We start from the raw sequence: 22805 nt of genomic DNA, 5'->3' as shown, positions 1-22805 counted from the left end.
CGGCCACCGGGGACGGGGGCTCGTCGCGTTCCGGGATCGGCTCAGCGCCGGCCGCCCCGGCCGGCACCCGACGTCGCCCGCAGCTCGACGATCCTGCGCACTGCCCGCTCCAGCGCGTAGTCCGCGCTCGCGGCCACGCCCTTGACGTCGGCGTTCAGCTCGGCGACCACGCCGACCGCCTGCTGCAGCGCCGGGATGCTCCACCCCCGGGCCTGCGCCTGGGCCTTCTTGACCTTCCACGGCGGCATCTTCAGCTGGCGGGCGAGGTCGCCGACGTTCGAGGTGCCCACCGACGCCACCCGGGCGGCGGTGCGCACGCCGTCGGCCAGGGCGTCGGCCACCAGGACGTGCGGCACGCCGCGGTCCAGCGCCCAGCGCAGCATCTCCACCGACCCGGCGCTGTCACCCACGAGCACCCGCTCGGCCACGGTGAAGCCGGTGACCTCGGCCTGTCCCCGGTGGAACCGGGCGACGGCGTCGGCGTCGATGGACCCGCCGAAGTCCGACACCAGCTGGCTGGCCGCTGCCGACAGCGCCCTCAGGTCGTTGCCGACGGCGTCGAGCAGCGCACCGGCCGCGTCGGCGGTGATGCGCCCGCCCACCCGACGGACCTCGTTGCGCACGAACCCCATCCGGTCGCCGGCGGAGGTCAGCTTGGCGCAGGTGTCCTCGGCCGCGCCGGCCTTGCGGAAGGCCTGCAGCAGGGCCTCGTTGCGCTTGCCGCCGGCGTGCACCAGCACCAGCGTCAGACCCGGGTCGGGGTCCGTGGCGTAGCTGAGCAGGGAGTCGACCAGGGCACCGGCCGCCTCGTGCACGCCGGTGACGACCACCAGGCGGTGCCCGCCGAACAGGGACGGCGCCAGCACGTCGGCCAGGTCGCCGACCGGCAGGCCGGCGGCGGCGAGCTCGTGCTCCTCGGAGTCGGGGTCGAGCTGGCGGACCGCGGCCCGCACCTCGGCGACGGCCCGGGCGCGCAGCAGCTCCTCCTCGCCGACGACCAGCCGCAGCCGGGACAGCGGGGGCGGCGCGGGGGCGGTCTGCGGCACACCGCCATCGTGTCACGGGGCACCGACGGTCCCGGGCCGCGCGGACGGCCACCGGGAACCCCTCGGCACGGGGTGCGGCGACGGCGCGCTGGACCTCGTCGACCCCGCGCGCGGTCACCCCCCACTCCCCCGCCTCGCCGACCACCGCGAGGTCGCCCTCGACGTCCGTGCGGTGCACCGGCACGCCGTCGGCGGCCAGCAGGTCGAGCAACCGCGCCGCTGGGTGGCCGTAGTCGTTGTCCGCACCGACCGAGACCAGGGCCACCCGCGCACCGACCGCGGCCAGGAAACCCGGGTCGACGTCGCCGCTGCCGTGGTGGGGCACCTTGAGGACGTCGGCCCGCAGGTCCAGCCCGCCGTCGGCGAGCCGGGCCTCCCGGTCGGCACCGAGGTCGCCGGTGAACAGGGTGGTGATGCCGTGCTGGGTGACCCGGGCCAGCACCGACAGCGCGTTGGCGTCGGCACCGGCCCGGGCATCGGCCGCGTCCGGCGCCAGGACCTCCAGCGTCGCGCTCCCGACGGTGCGCACCGCGCCCGCGGGCAGGACGACCAGCTCCGCGCCGGCGGCGGCGACCTCGGCGGCGACCGCCCCGATCCGCTCCTCGGTCGGCGCGAGCACCCCGGTGGCGACCTCCCCGACCTCCCGGCCGGCCAGCGCGCCCGGCAGCCCGGTGACGTGGTCGGCGTCCAGGTGGGACAGCAGCACCAACGGCAGCCGCTCGACCCCGAGGCGGGTCAGGCACCCGTCGACCAGCACGGGGTCCGGGCCGGCGTCCACGAGGACCGCGGCGGCCTCGGCGACGGGCAGGACGAGGGCGTCGCCCTGGCCCACGTCGCAGGCGACCAGCACGGTGCCCGGCACCGGCCAGCCGTCGGCCAGCTGCCGGGCCGGCCACCCGAGCGCGACGACCCCCACGAGGGCGGCGACCGCCAGCGGGCGGGCGCGCGGCCACCGGACCAGCACCGCGGCACCGGCGACCAGCAGCCCGACCAGCAGCAGGGCGCCGGCCGCCCCGCCGGGCCAGCCGAACGCGCCGTCGGGGACCGCCGCGGCCCGGTCGGCGACGAGCACCAGCCAGCGGGTCGGCCACCCGGCGGCCCACACGAGCAGGTCGGCAGGTGCTGCCGCCACCGGTGCGACGAGCACGGCGAGCAGGCCCAGCACGGTGGCCGGCGCCACGGCGGGTGCGGCGAGCAGGTTGGCCGGCAGCGAGACCAGGCTGATCACCCCCGACAGGCCGGCGACCAGCGGGGCGGTGACCAGGCCTGCGGCTGCGCTGACCGCGAGGGCGTCAGCCACCGGGCCCGGCACCCCGCGGCCCCGCCAGGCACGTGACCAGCCGGGCGCGAGCAGCACGATGCCCGCGGTCGCGACCACCGACAGCGCGAAGCCGCCGTCGCCGGCCAGCGCGGGGTCGACGAGCAGCAGCACGCAGACCGACGCCGCCAGGGCCGGCACGGCGACCCGGGCGCGGCCCGACGCCAGCGCCAGCAGGGTCACCACGCCCATCGCACCCGCCCGCAGGACACTGGGGCCGGGTCCGGCCAGCAGCACGAAACCGGCCACGCCCGCCAGGCCGGTCAGGGCCTGCCAGCGCCGGTCCACCGACCGCCGCCGCAGCGGCCACAGCAGCAGCGCCAGCACGATGGCCACGTTCGCGCCCGAGACGGCGGTCAGGTGGCCCAGCCCGGCGCGGCGGAAGTCCGCGGTCACCCCCGGCTGCATCCGACTGGTGTCGCCCACGACCAGGCCGGGCAGCAGGCCGGCCGGGTCGGGCGGCAGCACGCGCGCCGAGGCGTCGGTCAGGCCGGACCTCAGGTCGCCGGCGACCTGCTGGGCGGGGCCCGGTCCGCCGACGACCACCGGCGGTGAGCGGGCGCTGAGCACCGCGACCGCGTCGTCGCCGTCCTGCGGTGGCCGCACCGTCGCCCGCACCGTCGTGGTCGAGCCGGGCAGGACGCCGTCCCAGTCGGCGGCGGTGCCGAACAGGACCACGGTCGCCGGCCGGAGCGCCGGGCCGTCGGCGATCGCGACGACCGTCGCGGGGACGAGCACCCGCGACGGGCCCGGTCCACCGGCCAGCACGTGCGGTTCGCCGTCGACCTGGAGCCGCAGGGTGACCGTGCTGCCCTGCTCGGCCAGGGCCAGCAGCGGCGAGCCGGCCCGCTCCGCCCCGCGGACCGCTGCTGCCGCCGACGCCGCGAGCACCCCGGCCAGCGCCACCAGCACGACCCGGCGGAGGGCACCCCCGTGGCCGGCGCGGGCCACGACGACCGCGAGGACGACCGCGCCGGCCGCGAGCAGCAGGGCGCCGGTCGGCGTCAGGTGCGGCGCCAGCAGCGTCGTCGCCCACACCGCCAGGGCAGGCGGCACCAGCCGCAGGTCGGTCCAGGACCACCTGTCCACCACGCGTCGCCGCTGCACCCGCACGCGGCCGACGCTAGGGACGGTCCGCGCAGCGGGGAGGCCGACCGACCTGGCTGTGGACGCGGGCCCCGGGTGGGGACGACGGCCGGCGCACCGGCCGCGGACCTGCTACGGGCGCGCGCCCCAGCGGTCGGCGTGCACCGCGTCGGACAGCGGACGACGGGTGCGCCAGCCGTGCCGCTCCAGGTCGGGCACCTGCTGCAGCTGGGCGACCGGCCCCACGCACAACCAGGCCACCGGGCGGACGTGGTCGGGGATGCCGAGCAGGTCGCGGAGGAAGGGTTCGCGGTAGAAGGACACCCAGCCCACGCCCCAGCCCTCGGCGGTGGCGGCCAGCCACAGGTTCTCGATGGCCAGGCAGGTCGAGTACAGACCGGTGTCGGCGATGGCGTGCCGGCCGAGCACGGCGGGGGCGCCGCGGTCCTGGTCGTGGGTCACGACCACCCCCAGGCTCGCCTCGCGGATGCCCTCGATCGAGATGCGGGAGAACACCTCCGCGCGCGCGGCGTCCAGGGAGGCGTCGAACACGGCACGTTCGTCGGCGACGTGCGCCCGGAACCGGGCACGCAGCTCCTGGTCGCGGACGACGACGAAGTCCCAGGGCTGGGTCAGCCCGACGCTCGGCGCGGCGTGCGCGGCACCCAGCACCCGCTCGAGGACGGCGGGGTCGACCGGCGCGCCGGTGAACTCCCGGCGCACGTCCCGCCGTCGGTGGATGACGTCGTAGAGGCCAGCGTCCATGCGCCCATCCCACACGGCAGCGGTCAGACGCCGACCAGCGGGGAGATCTCGGCGAACAGGGCCGGCCCGATGCCGCTGACGTCGTCGAGCTCCTGCACGCTGGTGAAGGGGCCGTGCTGGGCGCGGTGGTCGAGGATCCGCTGGGCCAGGACCGGGCCGATCCCGGGCAGCCCGTCCAGGTCGGCCAGCGTCGCGGTGTTCAGGTCGACCGTCCCGCCCTCGGCAGCACCCGCGGTGGCGGTGGGCCCCTGCGCGCCGGGGACGCCGACCGCGATCTGCTGGCCGTCGGTGAGCAGGGCCGCGGCGTTGACCGCCGCCGGGTCGGCGCCCGGCACCAGGCCGCCGGCCGCGGCCAGGGCGTCGGCGACCCGGGACCCGGCCGGCAGGGTGACCAGGCCCGGGGACACGACCAGGCCGATCACGGAGACGACCACCACGTCGGCCGCGGGTGTCCCGGACGCTGCGGTGCCGTCGGGTGCGGTGCCGTCGGGTGGGGAGCCGTCGGGTGCGGAGCCGTCGGGTGCGGAGCCGTCGGGTGCGGCGGCCGGGCTCGGCGAGGCGGTGCTGGCCGCCGGCACCGCGGCACCCTCGGGGTCGACGGGCGCGACGTCGGGGCGACCGGCCCAGCTCCAGAGCGCGACGGCGAGGGCGGCGAGCACGGCGACCAGCCAGAGGGTCCGGGTGCCGTGCGGTCCCGGGTCCAGGCGGGTGCCCGCGCCGGCGGCCCGGTGCCGACCGGTCGCCGCCGGACCGTCCCGCCCGGGGCCGGGTTCGGGCGGTGGGGTCCCGGCAGGCGCCGGCGGCACGGACCAGACGTCCTCGTCGACCCCCTCGTCGTCCGGGTACCGGTCGTCGTCCGGGTACCGGTCGTCGTCCTGGCCCGCGGGGCCGGGGCGGGCGTGCCGGGCGGGCGGGTCGTCGTCGGGCAGCCACCCGGTGCGACCGGCGCCCTCGTCGAGCAGCGCCCGCAGCCGGGCGCGGATGACGTCGGCGTCGTCGGGCCGCCGGGAGGAGAACAGCACGGCGCGGACCGTAGGGCCCCGCGGACCGGCGCGGGCCGTCGCCGGCGCATCTGTGGACAGGCCACCCAGTTGTGGATGGCAGCATGCACCCCCATGTCGTCGGGGGTCAGCCTGGCGCGGTGTCCACGCCCCGCGACCCGTCCCGACGCCGCCCTGCTGGCGGCGCTCGTCGGGCTGCTGGGCGGCGTGCTGGTGGAGCTGGTCCCGGTCGGGGGTGGCGACCTGGTCGCGCAGCGCTGGTGGCAGTCCTGGGCCGCGTCCGGCGGTGGGCAGCCGGTGGACCTGGCCTGGTACGCCGGTTCGCCGGCCGTCTCCTACAGCCTGCTCGCCCCGTGGGTGCTGGCGGCGGCGGGCCCGGCGGTGGCGGGTGTGCTGAGCAGCGGGGCAGGCGCGTGGGCCACCACCCGGCTGCTGGTGCGGGCGGGGGCCACCCGGCCGCGGGTGGTGGCGGTGGCCAGCGCCCTGACGTTCCTGGCCGACCAGATCTCGGGCCGGACGACGTTCGCGATGGGCGCGGCGGTGGGTCTGCTGGCGCTGCTGGTGGCCGGCCGACCGGGGCCGGGGACGGCCGGCCGGTGGGTGGCGGCCGGGCTGCTGGCGGCGGTGGCGGGGGCGCTGAGCCCGGTGGCCGGGGTGTTCGTCGGCCTCGCTGCGGTGGCGTGGTGGGTGGCCGTCGCGCGGAGGTCACGGTGCGGATTGGCGGTCGCGGCGCTGCTGGTGGGGGCGGCCGCGCCCCTGGCGGCGATGCTGCTCCTCGGCGCGGCCGGCGGCCCGATGACGGGCAGCGCGCACCAGATGCTGGCCGCGGCCCTGGCCGGGGCAGTCGTCCTGGCGGTGGCGGGGCCGCGCCTGCCGGTGGTGCGGGCGGGCGCGGCGCTGACGGTGCTCGCGCTGCTGGCGGCCTGGCTGGTGCCCGACCCGATGGGCTCGAACACGACCCGGCTGGTCCTGCTGTTCGCGGTGCCGGTCCTGGTGGCGGTACCCGGCCGGCCGGCCCTGCTGGTGGGGCTGGCGGCGGCGCTGGTGACCTGGCTGCTCCCGCCGCTGGTGCCGCGGGACCTGGTCCCGCGGGACACGACCGCGGTGGAGCGGGCGGCGGCGCCGGTGCTGGCGGAGCTGGCCCACCGGGCCCCGGTGGGCCGGGTCGAGGTGGTCCCGCTGGCCGACCACTCGGACGCCGCGATGGGGAGTCAGGTGCCGCTGGCCCGGGGCTGGACCCGGCAGCTGGACGTCGCCCGGAACCCGCTGTTCTACGACGGCACCCTCGACGCCGGCAGCTACCTGGCCTGGTTGCGCGCGCGTGGCGTCTCCTACGTCGCGCTGGCCGAGCGGCGGCCGGACTGGGCCGGTCGCGCGGAGGCCGCACTCGTCCGCCGCGGCGTCCCCGGGCTGGACCGGGTGTGGTCCGACGGCACCTGGTCGCTCTACGCCGTGGACGGCCCGGGCGTGGTCCTCTCCGGCGAGGCCGAGGTGCGCCGCAGCGACCGGCAGGCGATGGAGGTCGCGGTCGGTGGCGCGGGCGACGTGGTGCTTGCGCTGTTCTGGGACGACCGGCTGACGCTGGTGGGTGACGGCTGCCTGGAGCCCGGCCCCGTCGAGGGCACCGTCCGCGTCCGCGCCGCCGGCGCGGGCCCGCTCACCGTCACCAGCGCCTGGCGACCGTCCGGCCACTGCTGACCCTTCGGGCTCAGCTGGCGACGGTGGCCGGGGTGGCCGTGGGGTCGACGACGACGCCGAGGGCCCCGGGTCCCACGTGGGCGCCGATGGCCGCACCCAGCTCGCTGACGTAGAGGTCCCGCAGGCCGGGCACCCGCTGCCGCAGCTGCTCGGCGAGCGCGTCGGCCCGGGTCTGGGCGGCGAGGTGGTGCACCGCCAGCGACACCGGCTGGTCACCGCAGAGGTCGGCGACGCGCTGCACCAGCTTGGCGACCGCACGCGAGGTGGTGCGCACCTTCTCCAGCGCGACGATCCGGCCGTCGCGCACGTGCAGCACCGGCCGCACGGCCAGGGCGGTGCCCAGCGCCGCGGCCGCCGGGCCGATCCGGCCTCCGCGGCGCAGGTGGTCCAGGGTGTCCAGGACGAACAGGGTGCTGCCGGCGTCCGCAGTCCGCTGCGCGGTGGCCGCCACCTCCGCGGCCCCGGCGCCGGCGGCGGCGGCGCGGGCGGCGGCGAGCACCGCGAAGCCGGTGCCCATGGCCGCGGTGCGGCTGTCGACGACCGACACCAGGTGCTCGCCGACCTGACCGGCGGCGGTGCGCGCGGCGTCCCAGGTGCCCGACAGCTCGCTGGACAGGTGCACCGAGACGACCCGGTCGGCGCCAGCGTCCAGCCGCCGGCGGTAGGCCGCGACGAAGTCACCCGGGGTGGGCCGGGAGGTCGTCACCTGCTGCCCCTTCACCGCGAGCGTGCGGGCGACCTCCGCCGGGCCCACGTCGATGCCCTCGCGACCCGAGCGCCCGGTCAGCACGACGTAGAGCGGGACGACCTCGACGTCGAGCTCGGCGACCAGCGCGTCGGGCAGGTAGGCCGTGGAGTCGGTGACCACGGCGACGGGCATGGGCGCGAGGCTAACCGGCTGCTCCCCCGCCCCCGCAGGGCAGTCGCCCTCGCGGGACCGCGGCCGGCGCCCGCGACCGGGCCGGTCAGGACAGCGCGTCGGCGTCCGTCGGGGCCGGGGGCGCCTCGTCCGGGCTGGCACCGGCAGGGACGGTCCCGGCGACCGCGGCGCCGCCACGGGCCGACCCACCGGCAGCGGAGGCCTCGGCGACACCGGCTGCCTCCGCGACGTCGGGGGCACCGTCGGCCCCGGACCGGCGCGGCACACCCGGTGCCCCGCCGGTGGCCGAGGCGTTGTGCCGCAGCACCCGCCAGCGGCTGCCGGAGTGGACCAGCTCGGTCCAGTGGCAGTTGCCGAGCGGGCCGAAGATGCGCCGGTGCTCCGGGCCCAGGCCCAGCAGCGCCTCGATCAGCCGTCCGCCCGTGCCGCCGTGGGTCACCAGCACCGCCACGGGCGCCGCGGGCAGGTCGGCAAGCGCGGCCAGCGCACGGCGGGCGACGTCGGCGGGGTCCTCCCCGCCCCGGCCGCGCACCGGCCGGCCGTGGGTCCAGTCGGCGTACTGCTCGGGGAGGTCGCGCGCGACGTCCTCGCGGGTCAGGCCCTCCCAGCTGCCCAGACCGTGCTCGCGCAGCCGCGGTTCGACCCGCAGCCGGGCACCCAGGGAGTCCGCGAGCGCCTGCGCGGTGTCCCGCGCGCGCACCAGGTCGCTGGTGACCACGAGGGCCCCCGCCGGGAGCTCGACGGCGAGGGCGTCGGCCGCCTGCCGCGCCTGCGCCCGGCCCGTGCTGTCCAGCGGCGGGTCCAGCTGGCCCTGGAAGCGCCCGCTGGCGTTCCACTCGGTGCGGCCGTGCCGCCACACCAGCACCCGCTCGACGGACGGCGCGACCTGCTCCCCCGTGCCGGCGCTCACCGGTCGGCGTCGGCCTGCGCGGACCCGGCGCCGTCGTCGTCGGCGGGCTGCGCACCCCCGGCTGCCGGGGGCAGCGCGCTGTCGGTGAACGGGATGACCGGGCAGTCCTTCCAGAGTCGCTCGAGGGAGTAGTAGGCCCGCTCCTCGGCGTGCTGGACGTGCACGACGACGTCGACGAAGTCCAGCAGCACCCAGCGGGACTCGGCCACGCCCTCGCGGCGCACCGCCTTGATCCCGTGCTGGCGCAGCCGGTCCTCGACCTCGTCGACGATGGACTGCACCTGGCGCTCGTTGGGGGCCGATGCGAGGACGAAGGCGTCGGTGATGGCCAGCCGGTCGCTGACGTCGACGATCGACACGTCGGTGGCGAGCTTGTCGGCGGCGGCCTGCGCGGCCACCAGCGCGGTCTCGCGGGCCTCGGTCGAGGCGGTCATCGGGGGATCTCCTGGAGCTCGGGGGTGCCGGGGTCGGGGTCGACCGTCGGCGGGGGAACGGGGGCGTCGGCGTGCCGGACGCCGGTGCCGGGCAGCAGCTGCCCGGGCGGGGTGGCCGGGACGCCGTCGCGGTAGAGGCCGCGCTTCTCGATGTACTGCACCACGCCGTCGGGGACGAGGTACCAGACCGGCATCCCGCGCCGGACCCGGTCGCGGCAGTCGGTCGAGCTGATGGCCAGGGCCGGGATCTCGACCAGGCTCACCCGGTCGGCCGGCAGGTCGGCGCTGGCCAGCTGGTACCCGGGCCGGGTGACGCCGACGAAGTGGGCCAGGTCGAACAACCGCTCGGTGTCCCGCCAGCCGACGATCTGGGCCAGCGCGTCGGCGCCGGTGATGAAGAACAGCTGCGCGTCGGGCCGCTGCCGGTGCAGGTCGGTGAGGGTGTCGATGGTGTAGGTGGTGGTGCCGCGGTCGACGTCGACCCGGCTGACCGAGAACCGCGGGTTGGACGCGGTGGCGATGACGGTCATGAGGTAGCGGTCCTCGGCGTGGCTGACCTGCCGGTCGGCCTTCTGCCAGGGCTCGCCGGTGGGCACGAAGACCACCTCGTCGAGCTCGAACAGGCTCGCCACCTCGCTGGCGGCGACGAGGTGGCCGTGGTGCACCGGGTCGAAGGTGCCACCCATCACGCCCAGTCGACTGCCCGCCACCTGAGCAGCGTAGCCCGGTCGGCAGGTGGCCAGCGGGGCGATCGTGCAGGTGGAGGGGCGCGCGTGCGGGCCGACCCGCCCCCGCCTGCTCGGCGTGGGGCCGACCGGCCCGCCCGGCCGGCGCCCCCGTGTCGCCGGCCGGCCGACCGGTTCCCCGGTCGGCGCGCGGAGGCGTCGTGCTGCCTCCGCGCGGACCAACGGGTCCGGAACCTCCGGGTTACGGCCCGGGACGAAGAAAATCTGTGACGCGCGGTGGGATCGTGCCCATCGGGTGCTGCCGGGTCAGAGCGTGGTGACGAACTCCGCGAGCTGGGCCGCGTTGCGCACCTCGACCATCGGGATCACCCGGGCGTACCGGTCGGCCGCGGAGTCCCCGGTCCCCCACAGCCGGGCCGGCTCGGGGTTCAGCCAGTAGGCCGAGCGCGACCGCCGGACCAGGTCGGCCAGCACGGGCAACCCGGGCTGGCGGTAGTTCGTCCGGCCGTCGCCGAGCACCAGCAGCGACGTCTTCGGCCCCACCGCGGTCGCCCACTTCTCGGCGAACACCCCGAAGGCGTTGCCGTAGTCGCTGTGCCCGTCGAAGGTCACCACCTCGGCCTCCCGACCGATCCGCTGCACCGCGTCGGCGACATCCGCGCCGGGGGCGAAGAACCGGGTCACCTCGTCGGTGGAGTCCACGAACGCGAACGCCCGCACGCCGGAGAAGTGCTCGCGCAGCGCCTGGGTGAGCATCAGGGTGAAGTGGCTGAACCCGGCCACCGACCCGCTGATGTCGCACAGCACCACCAGCTCCGGCTTGTGCACCGTGCGCGGCTTGTGGTGGGTGACCACCGGCACCCCGCCGGTGGCCAGCGACGCCCGCACGGTGCGCCGGAAGTCCAGCCGGCCCTCCCGGCCCATCCGGCGCTTGGCCGACAGCCGAGCGGCCAGCCGCCGGGCCAGCGGTGCCACCGACCGGCGCAGCTCGGCGAGGTCGGCGGACTGCGCCCGCAGGAAGTCCACCTGGTCGGCCAGCGGCTTGACCGCCGTCCGGGCGACCCGGTCGCGGCCCCGCTCGGCCGCCGAGCGTCGCCGGACCTCGGCCTCGACCGCGGCGCGGAAGGCGGCCAGCCGCTCGCGGACGGTCTGCCGGGCCACCTGCTCGGCCAGCCCGCCGCGGTCGGCGCCGCCCAGCAGGCCGTCCAGCAGCTGGGAGACCAGCGTGTCCGGGGACAGCGCGCGCAGCACCCGGTAGGAGAAGAAGGACTGGCCGGACGGCGAGGGCTGCCCCTGCCCGAGCTGGTCCACCGCCAGCCGGGCGAAGCGGCGCAGCGCCTCCTCGTCGCCGTCCAGCAGCCGGCGCAGCAGCTCCTCGCGCAGCTGCGCGGCCAGGGCGGCCTGCCGCTGGGCGTCGGTGCTGCCGTCGTCGGGCGCGGGCTCGGTGTCGGCGTCGTCCTCGGGACGGTCCGAGAGCGGCCACCACAGGTCGAACAGCACGTCGTAGGTCTGCCGCTGGGCGGCTCGCTGCAGCAGGACGGCGGCCAGCCCGTGGCGCAGCTGCTCGCGGTCGAGCAGGTCGACGGCGGTGAGCACCTGGGCGGCGTCGACGGCGGCCGAGATGCCCACCGGGATGCCGGCCTCGCGCACCGCCCGCACGAAGCCGTCGAGGTGGGCCGGGAGGCCGCCGTCGGCCATCAGTTGAGCCGCAGCTCGGCGGCGGCCCGCGTCTGGTCGCTGGCGTGCTTGAGCACCACGCCGAGGGTCGCCCGGACCTCGTCGTCGCCGAGGGTGTCCAGGCCGAGGGCGAGCAGGGTCTGCGCCCAGTCCAGCGTCTCGGAGATCGACGGGGACTTCTTCAGCTCCATCGCCCGCAGCGCCCGCACGGTGCGCACCAGCTGCTCGGCCAGCGCCGGCGCGAGCTCGGGCACCCGCGACAGCACGATCTCCCGCTCCCGCTCCGCGCTGGGGTAGTCCAGCGCGAGGTAGAGGCAGCGGCGCTTGAGCGCCTCGGACAGCTCCCGGGTGGCGTTGGAGGTCAGCACCACCATCGGACGGCGGGTGGCCACGATGGTGCCGATCTCGGGGATGGTCACCTGGAAGTCGCTGAGCACCTCCAGCAGCAGGCCCTCGACCTCGACGTCGGCCTTGTCGGTCTCGTCGACGAGCAGGACGGTCGGGTCCTCGCGCCGGATCGCGGTCAGCAGCGGCCGCGACAGCAGGAACTCCTCGCCGAACACGTCGTCGTGCAGGTCGCCCCAGTCGGCGCCGTCGGTGCCCTGCGAGGCCTGGATGCGCAGCAGCTGCTTCTTGTAGTTCCACTCGTACAGCGCCCGGGCCTCGTCCAGGCCCTCGTAGCACTGCAGCCGGATCAGGTCCGAGGACGTGGCGGTGGCCAGCGCCTTCGCCAGCTCGGTCTTGCCGGTGCCGGCCGGGCCCTCCACCAGCAGCGGCTTGCCCAGCCGGTCGGCGAGGAACACCGTGGTCGCGATCTGGGCGTCCGGGAGGTACCCGGCCGCGGCCAGCCGCGCGGACACGTCCGCGACGTCGGCGAACCGGGCTGCCTGCTGCGCGTGCGTCACGGGGCTCCTATCGGGTGTGGCCGGAACCGGTCACGACGTAGGTGGTGGAGGTCAGCTCGGGCAGGCCGAGCGGGCCGCGGGCGTGCAGCTTCTGGGTGGAGATGCCGATCTCGGCGCCGAACCCGAACTCGCCCCCGTCGGTGAACCGGGTGGAGGCGTTGACCAGCACGGCGGCGGCGTCCACGCCCGCGACGAAGGCCGAGATCGCGGTGGCCGAGTCGGCGAGGATCGCCTCGGAGTGCCCGCTCCCCCACGCGGCGATGTGGTCCAGCGCGGCGTCGACGTCGTCGACCACCCGCACGGCCATGTCCATCGACAGGTACTCCGTGGCCCAGTCCTCGTCGGTGGCCGGGACCACGGCGTCGTGCGCGGCCCGGCTGGCGTCGTCACCGTGCAGGGTCACCCCGGCCTCGACCAGCGCGGCCAGCAGCCGCTCGCGCTGCGGGTAGTCGCGGTGCACCAGCAGGGTCTCGGCGGAGTTGCACACGCTGACCCGGTGGGTCTTGGCGTTGAGGACGACGGCCTCGGCGGTCGCCGGGTCGGCGGAGGCGTCGACGTAGACGTGGCAGTTGCCGACGCCGGTCTCGATGACCGGCACCGTGGACTCGCGGACCACCCGCTGGATCAGCTCGGCGCCACCGCGCGGGATGACGACGTCGACCAGGCCACGCGCGTTGAGCAGCTCGCCGACGCTGGCCCGCTCGGCGGGCAGCAGCTGCACGCTGTCGACCGGCAGCCCGGCCTTGGCGGCGGCCTCGGCGAGCACCTGCACCAGGGCGGTGTTGGTCCGGTACGCCGAGGCCGACCCGCGCAGCAGTGCGGCGTTGCCGCTCTTCAGGCACAGCCCGGCGGCGTCGACGGTCACGTTGGGCCGGGCCTCGTAGACGATGCCGACGACGCCGAGCGGGACCCGGACCTGGCGCAGCTGCAGCCCGTTCTCCAGGGTCGACCCGCGGACGACGTCGCCCACCGGGTCGGGCAGGGCGACGAGCTGGCGCAGCGCCTCGGCCACCCCGGCGACGCGGTCGGCGTCCAGCCGCAGCCGGTCGAGCATCGCGTCGGGGGTGCCCCCCGCCCGGGCGGCCTCGACGTCGGCGGCGTTGGCGGCCAGCACGTCGTCGGTGTGCGCGACCAGCGCGTCGGCCATGGCCAGCAGGGCGCCGTCCTTGGTGGCGGTGGGCAGCGTGCGCAGCACCCGGGCGGCGGCGCGGGCGCGACGGGCGGCGTCGCCGATCAGGGGCAGCTCGACCTCGGGCACGCGGCCGAGCTTACGCAACCGTCAGCGTTGACCGTCGGCGGAAACCGGGGTGACCGTCCCCGGTCCGCCGCCTAGCGTCCCCGGGCATGACCGAGGTGCCCGAGCTCCGCGACGGTGACGTGCTGCTGCGGGCGCACACCGAGGCGGACCTGCCCGGCGTCGTCGAGCAGTGCCAGGACCCCAGCATGCAGCGGTTCACCACGATCCCGGTGCCCTACGGCCCGGAGCTCGCCCCGCAGTTCCTCGAACGGGTCCGCGCCGGGTGGACCGGGGGCAGCGCCGCGTCCTGGGCGATCGACGTCGGCGGCAGGTTCGCCGGCACCGTCGACATCGAGCTGGGCGAGGGATGGGGTGGGATCGGCTACGGCCTCCACCCCTGGGCCCGCGGGCGCGGGGTCATGACGACGGCCGCTCGGCTGGCCCTGGAGTGGGCGTTCACCGAGCAGCAGCTGATCGGCGTCCGGTGGGAGGCGTTCGTCGGCAACGAGCCGTCCCGTCGGGTGGCGGAGAAGTGCGGCTTCCTGATGGAGGGCACGGCCCGCGGGCACACCGTGGCCCGCGGGGTCCGGTACGACGCCTGGCTCGGCAGCCTGCTGGCCGACGAGTGGCGGGCTCAGGCCGGCGCGAGCGGCCGACGCGGCACCGGGCTGGAGTAGACGACGCTGGTGGTGATGCCGCCCAGCGTCGCCAGCCGGCCGGTAATCCGCTCCAGGTCGCGCATCGACCGAGCCACCACCCGCACCACGAAGCAGTCGTCGCCGGTGACGTGGTGGGCCTCGACGATCTCGGGTGTGGTGTCGACCAGGTCGTGGAAGGGCTTGTAGTTCCCCGACGGGTAGGCCAGCCGGACGAAGGCACCCACCGCGTAGCCCAGCGCCTCGGGGTCGACCACGGCCGAGTAGCCGGTGATCACTCCGGTGTCGGTGAGCCGCCGGACCCGGTCGGCGGTGGCACTGGCCGACAGGCTCACCTCGCGCCCGAGCTCGGCGGTGGTCAACCGGCCGTCGCGCTGCAGGGCCGCGACGATGCGGCGGTCGGTGTCGTCGAGCCGTGGGACCGGGGGCACACGGCGCAACCTACCGGGGATCCCACGGCCCGAGACGCTGAACGCCCTCGATGTCCCCTGTCCGGAGGCCCGCCGCCAGGGTGGGATGGGTCCGTGCTCACCGCCGCCGCGTTCTTCGCCGCCAAGCTCGCCCACGAGACCGACCCCGCCGACCTCGCCGCGGCCCGCGCCGCCGGCACCGGGCCGGTGGTGGTCGACGTCCGCTCGCAGGCCGCCTGGGACCAGGGCCACCTGCCCGGCGCGGTGCACCTGCCCGACGTCACCCGGGCCGCCGACGTGCTCCCCGACCGGGACGCCGACGTCGTCGTGCACTGCTGGGGCCCGGGCTGCAACGGCGCCACCAAGGCCGCCCTGGCGCTCGCCGAGCAGGGCTGGACCCGGGTGCGGGAGCTGGTCGGCGGCTACGAGTACTGGGTCCGCGAGGGCTTCGCGGTGGTGACGCCGGCGGGCCGTCAGCGCCGCACGCCGGACCCGCTCACCGCCCCGGCGGCCGGTTGACCATCAACTGCCGGAGCTGGCAGCCCGGAGCGCACGGAACGCGGCCTTCCTCGCGTCGCCCTGCAGGCGGTCGAGGAAGACCTTGCCGTCGAGGTGGTCGACCTCGTGCTGCAGGCAGCGGGCCATCAGGCCCTCGCCCTCCAGCCGCAGCGGCTTCCCCTCGACGTCGAAGCCCTCGGCCGCGCACCACATCGCCCGCACCGTGGGGGCGTAGAGGCCGGGCACCGACAGGCAACCCTCGTCGCCGTCCTGGGTCTCCTCGGACCGCTCGACGATCACCGGGTTGACGAGGTGGCCGATCTCGTCGTCGACGTTGTAGGAGAAGACCCGCAGCGAGACGCCGATCTGGTTGGCCGCCAGACCCGCCCGGCCGGGGTGGTCGACGGTCTCCTCCAGGTCGCGGACCAGCGCCGCCAGGGAGGCGTCGAAGGCGCGCACCGGGTCGCAGGGGGTGCGCAGCACCGGGTCACCGAGCTCACGGAGGGGACGGACGGCCACGCGGGGATCCTCTCAGGCGCCGGCGCGGGTGCGGACGAGCACCATCTCGTCGCGGTGCACCACCTCGCGCCGGTGCTCGGGGTCCAGCTCACCGGTCTTGCGGCCCAGCAGCGCGGGGAGCTCGCGGGCGTCGTAGGAGACCAGCCCGCGGGCGACCACCACGCCGTCCGGCCCGACCAGCTCGACCGGGTCGTCGGCCAGGAACTCCCCCACCACGCCCGTGATGCCGGCGGCCAGCAGGGAGGCGCCGCGCTCGCGCACCGCGGCGACCGCGCCGGCGTCCAGCAGCACCTGGCCGCGGGGGCGGGAGGCGTAGCGCAGCCAGAACTGCCGGGCCGAGGGGCGGCGGCCGTGGGCGGGGAACAGCGTGCCGACGGGCTCGCCGGCCAGCGCGGCAGCGGCCTGCGCGGTCGAGGTGACGACGACGGGGACACCGGCGCGGGCGGCGATGAACGCGGCCTCCACCTTGGTCGCCATCCCGCCGGTGCCCACCCCGTTGCGCGACGCGGACCCGAGCACCACCGAGGCCAGGTCGGCGGGGTCGGCCACGGTGTCGATGCGCGAGGCCGCCCCCTCGCGGGGGTCGCCGTCGTAGACAGCATCGATGTCGGACAGCAGCACCAGCGCGTCGGCGACCGCGAGGTGGGCGACCAGCGCGGCCAGCCGGTCGTTGTCGCCGAAGCGGATCTCCTCGGTGGCCACCGTGTCGTTCTCGTTGACCACGGGGACGACGCCGAGGGCCAGCAGCCGGTCGACCGTCTGCCGGGCGTTGCGGTAGTGCCCGCGGCGGGTCAGGTCGTCGGCGGTCAGCAGCACCTGGCCGACGGCGGCGCCGTGTTCGGCGAAGGCCTCGGCGTAGGCGGCCATCAGCCGCAGCTGGCCGACGCTGGCCGCGGCCTGCGCGGTCGCCAGGTCCCGCGGCCGGCCGGTGATGCCCAGCGGCGCCAGCCCCGTGCCGATGGCGCCGGAGGACACCAGCACGACCTCGCGGCCGGCGGCCCGCAGCCCGGCCAGGACATCGACCAGGGCGCGCAGCCGCGCGGTGTCCAGGCCGTCCTGCAGCGAGGTCAGGCTGGAGGAGCCCACCTTGACGACCACCCGGTGCGCGCCGGCGACCGCCGCGCGGCTCACGGCTCGTCGTCCCAGCTGGGGTCGTCGTCCTCGGGCTCAAGCAGCTCGTACGGGGTGCGGCGGCGCCGCTTGGCGGCCAGTCGCTCCTCGGCCCGGGGCCGGTGGTTGCTCTCCAGCCGCGCGTCGGTACCGCGACCGCCGAGCCCGGCGGTCTCCTCCACCGTGAGGGTGCCGGCCGGCAGGGTCGGCTCCCAGTCGAAGGTGACGTCGCCGACGGTGATCGCGTCGCCGGGGACGGCGCCGGCCTTGGCCAGCTCGATCTCCACGCCCAGCCGGTTGAGCCGGTCGGCGAGGTAGCCGACGGCCTCGTCGTTGGAGAAGTCGGTCTGCCGGACCCAGCGCTCGGGCTTGACGCCGAGCACCACCCAGCCGCCGGTGCGGGCGTCGGGCTGCACGGTGAACCCGCCGTCGTCGACCGCGCGCGGGGTGAGGGTGATCCGGACGCTGTCGGGCGCGGGCAGCGAGGCGCGGTAGGCCTCGACCTCGCGGGCCAGCGCGTAGCCGAACTCGGGCAGGCCCTCGCCGGTGACCGCGCTGATCGGGAAGACCTCGAGCCCGCGGGCCTCCAGGGTGCCCCGCACGAGGTCGACCAGCTCGCGGCCGTCGGGGACGTCGACCTTGTTGAGCACGGCGATGCGCAGCCGGCCGACCAGGTCGAGCTCCTCGTCGTAGGCGCGCAGCTCGTGCTCGAGGGCCTCGATGTCGGTCTCGGGGTCGCGCCCGGGCTCCATCGTCGCCATGTCGACGACGTGCACCAGCACTGCGCAGCGCTCGACGTGCCGCAGGAACTGCAGGCCCAGGCCCTTGCCGGTGGAGGCACCGGGGATGAGGCCGGGGACGTCGGCCATCGTGTAGGTGACGTCGCCGGAGCGGATCACCCCGAGGTTGGGCACCAGGGTGGTGAACGGGTAGTCGGCGATCTTCGGCTTGGCCGCGCTCATCGCGGCGACCAGGGAGGACTTGCCGGCCGAGGGGAACCCGACCAGGCCGACGTCGGCCACGCTCTTGAGCTCGAGGACGGCGTCGACCTCCTCGCCGGGCTCGCCGAGCAGCGCGAAGCCGGGAGCCTTGCGGCGGGCGTTGGCCAGCGCCGCGTTGCCCAGCCCGCCCTTGCCGCCGGCGGCCAGCACCAGCCGGGTGCCCACGCCCATCAGGTCGGCGACGACCTCGCCGCCGATGCTGACGACGGTGCCCTCGGGGACGCGCAGCACGGCGTCCTCACCGCGGGCGCCGTTGCGGTTGCGGCCCTCACCGGGCTTGCCGTTGGGCGCCTTCTGGTGCGGGTGGTGGTGGAAGTCCAGCAGCGTGTGCACGCTGGCGTCGACCTCGAGGACCACGTCGCCGCCGTCGCCGCCGTTGCCGCCGTCCGGGCCGCCGAGGGGCTTGAACTTCTCGCGGTGCACGGAGCTCACGCCGTGGCCGCCGTTGCCCGCGGTGACGTGCACGGTCACGCGGTCGACGAACGCGGCCACGGTGGGTACCTCTCAGACATTCGGTGGTGCGGACGCAGCAGGGGCCCGGCGGGTGTTCATCCGCCGGGCCCCTGCTGGTGGAACGGGTGCTGGTGTCAGCTGGCCGGCTCGAGGGCCGGCTCGACGAGCTGGACGTTCACCACGCGACGGCCACCGCGGCGGCCGAACTCGACGGCACCGGCGGTGAGGGCGAACAGGGTGTCGTCCTTGCCGCGGCCGACGCCGAGACCGGGGTGGAAGTGGGTGCCGCGCTGGCGGACGATGATCTCGCCGGCCTTGACGACCTGCCCGCCGAAGCGCTTCACGCCCAGGCGCTGGGCGTTGGAGTCACGACCGTTGCGGGACGACGATGCGCCCTTCTTGTGAGCCATGGCGTGCTCAGCCCTTCTTCTCGGAACCGATGGCGGTGACCACGACCTCGCTCAGCGGCTGACGGTGCCCCTGGCGCTTGTGGTAGCCGGTCTTGTTCTTGAACTTGTGGATGCGGATCTTCGGGCCCTTGCCGTGCTCGACGATCTCGCCGGTGGCGGTGACCTTCGCCAGCGCCTCGGCGTCGCTGGTGACGGTGTCGCCGTCGACCAGGAGCACCACGGGGAGCGTGACGGTGTCGCCGGCCGCACCCTCGAGACGGTTGACGGTGAACCGGTCACCGACAGCAACCTTGTGCTGCTTGCCACCGGCCTTGACGACTGCGTACACCACTGACTCCTCGATAGGTCTCTCGTTGTCCTGGGCGCACCCCGGTGCGGACCGGTGTGCGGGACGGGCCGCTCACGCCCCCGGGGCCCACCACCGTCTGCGCGCGGGGCGCAGGGCAGCAGCCACTCCGGACGGAGCAACCCGGCTAGCGTACCCGAGGCCGGCGGTCGGGGTCGAACCCCTGTGCCGGACATCGCGTCCGCGCTCCGGCCCGGGGGGTCACCCCGGGCCGGAGCAGGTCACTCGGCGGGCGGACCGGCCGGGCGGCTGGCCGCCCGGCGACGCCGCGGACGGGCCACGGGCGCCTCGCTCACCGGGGCCTCCGCCACCGGCTCGGCAGCCACCGGCTCGACAGCCACCGGCTCGGTAGCCACCGGCTCGGCGGCCGGGGTCTGCTCCGACGGCTCGGGCGTCGTGGCCTCGACGGCCGTGGGCTCGGGGGCGGCGTCGCCCTCGGTGCTGGTGGCCGGGGACTGCTCGGTCACCGCGTCCGCGGGCTCGGGCAGCTCCGGCCTGGTCCCGTCCCTAGCAGGGGCGTCCTCGGCGGAGGCGTCCCCGGCCGGGGCGTCCTCGGCAGGGGCGTCGGCGGGCGCTGCGGCCTCGACCGCGTCGGCCACCTCGTCGGGCTCGACGACGCCGGCCTTCTCCCCCGCGGCGTCCTCGGCGTGCCCGGTGTCGGGGACACCGGCCGCCGGGGCCACCTCGGCGGCACCGGTGTCGGGGACACCGGCCTCGGGGTCCACCGCGTCGGGGGCGGCGTCGTCGCCACGGCTGGCGGCCAGCACGGCGGCGTCCTCGGCCACCTGCTCGTCGCCGTTGCGGCCGCGGTTGCGGCGCCCGCGGTTGCGGCGCCCCGACCGACCCGTCGGCTCCTGGCCGCCTTCGGCGTCCGGCCCGGTCGCGGGCGCGTCGTCGGGGGCCTCGGCCGGCTTGTCGGCCGCCCGCTCCTCGCCCCGGGACCGGCCGCCGTTGCTGCCGTTCCCGTTGCCGCCGTTCCCGTTGCCGCCGTTCCCGTTGCCGCCGCCGTTCCCGCCGTGGCCGTTGCCCCCGTTGCCGTTCCCGCCGTTGCCGGCGGAGCGCTTCTCGGTGGGGTCCAGGTGGACGACGACGCCGCGCCCGCGGCAGTGCTCGCAGGTGTCGCTGAAGACCTCGAGCAGGCCCTGGCCCACCCGCTTGCGGGTCATTTGCACCAGGCCCAGCGAGGTGACCTCGGCGACCTGGTGCTTGGTGCGGTCGCGGCCCAGGCACTCGGTGAGCCGGCGCAGCACCAGGTCCCGGTTGCTCTCCAGCACCATGTCGATGAAGTCGATGACGATCATGCCGCCGATGTCGCGCAGCCGGAGCTGGCGGACGATCTCCTCGGCGGCCTCGATGTTGTTCCGGGTGACCGTCTGCTCCAGGTTGCCGCCGGAGCCGGTGAACTTGCCGGTGTTGACGTCGACGACGGTCATCGCCTCGGTGCGGTCGATGACCAGCGACCCGCCCGAGGGCAGCCAGACCTTGCGGTCCAGCGCCTTGAGCAGCTGCTCGTCCACGCGCAGGTCGCGGAAGACGTCACCGTTGCCGATGTAGCGCTCCAGCCGCTCCGACAGCTCCGGGGAGACGTGCGCGACGTAGGCCTCGACGGTGTCCCACGCGTCGTCGCCCTGCACGACCAGCCGCTTGAAGTCCTCGTTGAACACGTCGCGGATGACCCGGATGGCGAGGTCGGGCTCGCCGTAGAGCAGCGACGGGGCGTTCGACGTCGAGGCGGCCTTGGTCTGGATGACCTCCCACTGCGCCTGCAGCCGGGCCACGTCGCGGGTGAGCTCCTCCTCCGAGGCGCCCTCCGCGGCGGTCCGGATGATGACGCCGGCGTCCTCGGGGACGATCTTCTTGAGGATGTCCTTGAGGCGCTGACGCTCGGTGTCGGGCAGCTTGCGGCTGATGCCGGTCATCGAGCCGCCGGGCACGTACACCAGGAACCGGCCGGGCAGGTTGATCTGCTGGGTCAGCCGGGCGCCCTTGTGGCCGATCGGGTCCTTGGTGACCTGCACCAGCACCTTGTCGCCGGACTTCAGCGCCTGCTCGATGGAGCGCGACTTGCCCGACAGGCCCGCGGTCTCCCAGTTGACCTCGCCGGCGTAGAGCACCGCGTTGCGGCCCTTGCCGATGTCGACGAACGCCGCCTCCATGGAGGGCAGCACGTTCTGCACGCGGCCGAGGTAGACGTTGCCGGCGAAGGACGTGGACTGTGCCTGGGTCACGTAGTGCTCGACCAGGACGTCGTCCTCCAGAACGGCGATCTGGGTGCGCTCGCCCTGCTGGCGGATGACCATCGCGCGGTCCACGGCCTCGCGGCGGGCCAGGAACTCCGACTCCGACAGGATCGGGGCGCGGCGGCGGCCGGTGTCGCGGCCGTCCCGGCGGCGCTGCCGCTTCGCCTCCAGCCGGGTGGACCCGGCCACGCCGCGGACGGCGTCGTCGCTGGAGTCCTTGCCGTTGCGGCCGGCGCGCTCGGGCCGGTCGTCGTCGGCCGGGGTCTCGGCGGCATCACCCGCGGACTCGCCGCGGCGGCGGCGCCGGCGACGCCGGCGGGTGGTGGAGCGGCCGCCGTCGGCGGAGTCGTCGGCGCCGTCCTCGTCGCCCTCGGCGTCGCCGGGCTCGTCGTCGCCGTCGTCCTCGGCGGTCTCGCCCTCGGCGGTGCCGGTCTGCTCGTCGTCGTCCTCGCCGGAGCGGCCCCGACCGCGGCCACGCCGGCCACGGCGGCGCCGGCGGCTGCCCGACCCGCTGTCGCGGTCGTCGTCCTCGTCGCCGTCGGTGGCGTCGTCCTCGGCCTCGCGGGTGTCCTCGTCCTCACCCGCGGCGGTCAGGACGACGGTCTCCTCGGCCGTGTCGCCGGCGGCGGGCTCGGCGGCCGGCTCGGTGGCGCGGCGGCGGGAGCGGCTGCGCCGCGGCTTGGCGTCCTCCTCGGCCGGCGCCTCGACGGGCGCGGTCGGCTCCTCCGGCTCGGCGGGGGTCTCGGCCTGGGTGCGGCGGCTGCGCCGGCGGGGCGCCGGCGGGGCGACCTCCTGCGGGGCGGCCACGAAGCTGACGAAGGCCGGCGCGGGCGGGGCGGCCGCGGCGGGCTCGACGGAGCCGGGGTCGGCCGACAGCGCGGGGCGGGTGGCCCGGCGGCGCGGGCGGGCGGTCACGGTGGTGGGCTCCGGGGAGCTGAACTGGGCACCGAAGCGGGGGGCCTCGGGGTCCTCGGCCAGCGCCCGGGTGGGCGGGATGGCCGCGGCCTCGAGGGTGGCGGCGTCGGCACGCAGCTCGGCGACCGGCGCCTGCTCCTCCGCCGGTGCCTGCTCCGCGGCCGGCTCCCCGGCGGCCTCGTCGGCCGGTTCCTCGACGGTCTCCTCGTCGGGGGCGGGCTCGCCGGCGGGGATGTCCGGCGGGGTGGTGTCCTGCGGTTCGGCGACCTGCTGGTCGGTGGTCCCGCTGCTGGTGTCGTCGGTGTCGGCCACGAGGGGCTCGCCTCCTGGTGCACCCCCGGGCGCCGATCGCCGGGTGGCGACTGGCGGCCGCGCAGGGGCGCGGGTCGGGCGGGTCGGTGCGCCGTGCGGCGCGCCGGGGCCCGCGTGAAGTCTGTGCGCGGGACCCGGCCGGGTGACCGGGGTCCCGGGTGGTGCTGGTGCGCAGTGCTGGCTCGCGGGGTGGAGCGGTGCTGCTGGTGGTGCGTGAGCGGTGTGCTCGAAGGCTGTGCTCGATGGAGCGGGTGCTGCAGAAGGCTGGGTGCGCCACGGCTGGCAGTTCGCG

20 protein-coding genes and 1 pseudogene are annotated in these 22805 nt (G+C 76.5%); 3 read left to right on the top strand and 18 right to left on the bottom strand.

Annotated elements, in window-relative coordinates; genetic code table 11:
- Nucleotides 1-41: 41 nt before the first annotated feature.
- From holA to BLT39_RS12515, 4 genes and pseudogenes are all read right to left on the bottom strand, one after another.
- A complete protein-coding gene (holA, locus tag BLT39_RS23525) occupies nt 42-953 on the bottom strand; it encodes a DNA polymerase III subunit delta (protein WP_423221488.1) in 912 nt (303 codons plus the stop codon).
- 529 nt (nt 954-1482) lie between these two features.
- Nucleotides 1483-2772, bottom strand: a pseudogene (locus tag BLT39_RS23520) (ComEC/Rec2 family competence protein); the annotation flags it as partial.
- Between the two features lie 810 nt (nt 2773-3582).
- The gene (gene bluB / locus BLT39_RS12520; RefSeq protein WP_091063497.1) at nt 3583-4215 is read right to left on the bottom strand and encodes a 5,6-dimethylbenzimidazole synthase; all 633 of its coding nucleotides are present in this window, start codon (nt 4213-4215) and stop codon (nt 3583-3585) included.
- Nucleotides 4216-4238: 23 nt separating this feature from the next.
- On the bottom strand, nt 4239-5237 hold the full coding sequence (locus tag BLT39_RS12515; RefSeq protein WP_091063494.1) for a helix-hairpin-helix domain-containing protein: 999 nt from the start codon (nt 5235-5237) through the stop codon (nt 4239-4241).
- A 93-nt stretch (nt 5238-5330) separates the two neighbouring features.
- Here BLT39_RS12515 and BLT39_RS12510 point away from each other — a divergent pair, with 93 nt between their 5' ends.
- Nucleotides 5331-6914, top strand: coding sequence for a hypothetical protein (locus BLT39_RS12510; RefSeq protein WP_091063491.1), 1584 nt, complete (start codon nt 5331-5333; stop codon nt 6912-6914).
- 10 nt (nt 6915-6924) lie between these two features.
- On the opposite strand, the gene BLT39_RS12505 is transcribed toward BLT39_RS12510, so the two are convergent.
- The 7 genes from BLT39_RS12505 to BLT39_RS12475 all read right to left on the bottom strand — a co-directional run bounded on the left by BLT39_RS12505 (nt 6925) and on the right by BLT39_RS12475 (nt 13664).
- Nucleotides 6925-7794: a DegV family protein gene (locus tag BLT39_RS12505; protein ID WP_091063488.1), complete on the bottom strand. Its 870-nt coding sequence runs from the start codon at nt 7792-7794 to the stop codon at nt 6925-6927.
- 85 nt (nt 7795-7879) lie between these two features.
- The gene (locus tag BLT39_RS12500; RefSeq protein ID WP_091063485.1) at nt 7880-8704 is read right to left on the bottom strand and encodes a histidine phosphatase family protein; all 825 of its coding nucleotides are present in this window, start codon (nt 8702-8704) and stop codon (nt 7880-7882) included.
- Complete coding sequence (gene rsfS, locus BLT39_RS12495; protein WP_091063483.1) at nt 8701-9138, bottom strand: ribosome silencing factor; 438 nt, start codon at nt 9136-9138, stop codon at nt 8701-8703. The genes BLT39_RS12500 and rsfS overlap by 4 nt, the downstream gene beginning before the upstream one ends.
- On the bottom strand, nt 9135-9848 hold the full coding sequence (nadD, locus tag BLT39_RS12490; protein WP_242658364.1) for a nicotinate-nucleotide adenylyltransferase: 714 nt from the start codon (nt 9846-9848) through the stop codon (nt 9135-9137). Before nadD ends, rsfS begins: the two co-directional genes overlap by 4 nt.
- A gap of 282 nt (nt 9849-10130) precedes the next feature.
- Nucleotides 10131-11522: a vWA domain-containing protein gene (locus BLT39_RS12485; RefSeq protein ID WP_091063476.1), complete on the bottom strand. Its 1392-nt coding sequence runs from the start codon at nt 11520-11522 to the stop codon at nt 10131-10133.
- The gene (locus BLT39_RS12480; protein WP_091063473.1) at nt 11522-12406 is read right to left on the bottom strand and encodes an AAA family ATPase; all 885 of its coding nucleotides are present in this window, start codon (nt 12404-12406) and stop codon (nt 11522-11524) included. The genes BLT39_RS12485 and BLT39_RS12480 overlap by 1 nt, the downstream gene beginning before the upstream one ends.
- Before the next feature lie 7 nt (nt 12407-12413).
- Nucleotides 12414-13664 carry a glutamate-5-semialdehyde dehydrogenase gene (locus BLT39_RS12475; protein ID WP_091063469.1) on the bottom strand — a complete coding sequence of 417 codons (1251 nt, stop codon included), beginning with the start codon at nt 13662-13664 and terminating at the stop codon, nt 12414-12416.
- A gap of 86 nt (nt 13665-13750) precedes the next feature.
- Here BLT39_RS12475 and BLT39_RS12470 point away from each other — a divergent pair, with 86 nt between their 5' ends.
- Complete coding sequence (locus tag BLT39_RS12470) at nt 13751-14320, top strand: GNAT family N-acetyltransferase (protein WP_091063465.1); 570 nt, start codon at nt 13751-13753, stop codon at nt 14318-14320.
- On the opposite strand, the gene BLT39_RS12465 is transcribed toward BLT39_RS12470, so the two are convergent.
- Nucleotides 14278-14730, bottom strand: coding sequence for an Lrp/AsnC family transcriptional regulator (locus tag BLT39_RS12465; protein ID WP_091063462.1), 453 nt, complete (start codon nt 14728-14730; stop codon nt 14278-14280). The two genes, BLT39_RS12470 and BLT39_RS12465, sit on opposite strands and share 43 nt — an antisense overlap.
- A gap of 93 nt (nt 14731-14823) precedes the next feature.
- On the opposite strand from BLT39_RS12465, the gene BLT39_RS12460 reads away from it, so the two are divergent.
- Nucleotides 14824-15228, top strand: a complete 405-nt coding sequence (locus BLT39_RS12460; RefSeq protein ID WP_091063459.1) for a rhodanese-like domain-containing protein — start codon at nt 14824-14826, stop codon at nt 15226-15228.
- Nucleotides 15229-15231: 3 nt separating this feature from the next.
- On the opposite strand, the gene def is transcribed toward BLT39_RS12460, so the two are convergent.
- From def to BLT39_RS12430, 6 genes are all read right to left on the bottom strand, one after another.
- Complete coding sequence (def, locus tag BLT39_RS12455; RefSeq protein ID WP_091063456.1) at nt 15232-15726, bottom strand: peptide deformylase; 495 nt, start codon at nt 15724-15726, stop codon at nt 15232-15234.
- A gap of 12 nt (nt 15727-15738) precedes the next feature.
- Nucleotides 15739-16857 (bottom strand): glutamate 5-kinase, encoded by a 1119-nt coding sequence (gene proB, locus BLT39_RS12450; RefSeq protein WP_242658363.1) that lies wholly within the window; start codon nt 16855-16857, stop codon nt 15739-15741.
- The gene (gene obgE, locus BLT39_RS12445) at nt 16854-18329 is read right to left on the bottom strand and encodes a GTPase ObgE (RefSeq protein WP_091063450.1); all 1476 of its coding nucleotides are present in this window, start codon (nt 18327-18329) and stop codon (nt 16854-16856) included. The genes proB and obgE overlap by 4 nt, the downstream gene beginning before the upstream one ends.
- Before the next feature lie 95 nt (nt 18330-18424).
- Nucleotides 18425-18700, bottom strand: coding sequence for a 50S ribosomal protein L27 (gene rpmA, locus BLT39_RS12440; RefSeq protein WP_091063448.1), 276 nt, complete (start codon nt 18698-18700; stop codon nt 18425-18427).
- A gap of 7 nt (nt 18701-18707) precedes the next feature.
- Nucleotides 18708-19028, bottom strand: a complete 321-nt coding sequence (gene rplU, locus BLT39_RS12435) for a 50S ribosomal protein L21 (RefSeq protein ID WP_091063447.1) — start codon at nt 19026-19028, stop codon at nt 18708-18710.
- 239 nt (nt 19029-19267) lie between these two features.
- Nucleotides 19268-22513: an Rne/Rng family ribonuclease gene (locus BLT39_RS12430; RefSeq protein WP_091063446.1), complete on the bottom strand. Its 3246-nt coding sequence runs from the start codon at nt 22511-22513 to the stop codon at nt 19268-19270.
- Nucleotides 22514-22805 lie beyond the last annotated feature (292 nt).

It is taken from the genome of Klenkia brasiliensis, from assembly GCF_900100695.1.
Lineage (GTDB): Bacteria > Actinomycetota > Actinomycetes > Mycobacteriales > Geodermatophilaceae > Klenkia > Klenkia brasiliensis.
Note: the sequence above shows the minus strand (reverse complement) of the source record. Positions and strands in the feature narration are given on the sequence as shown.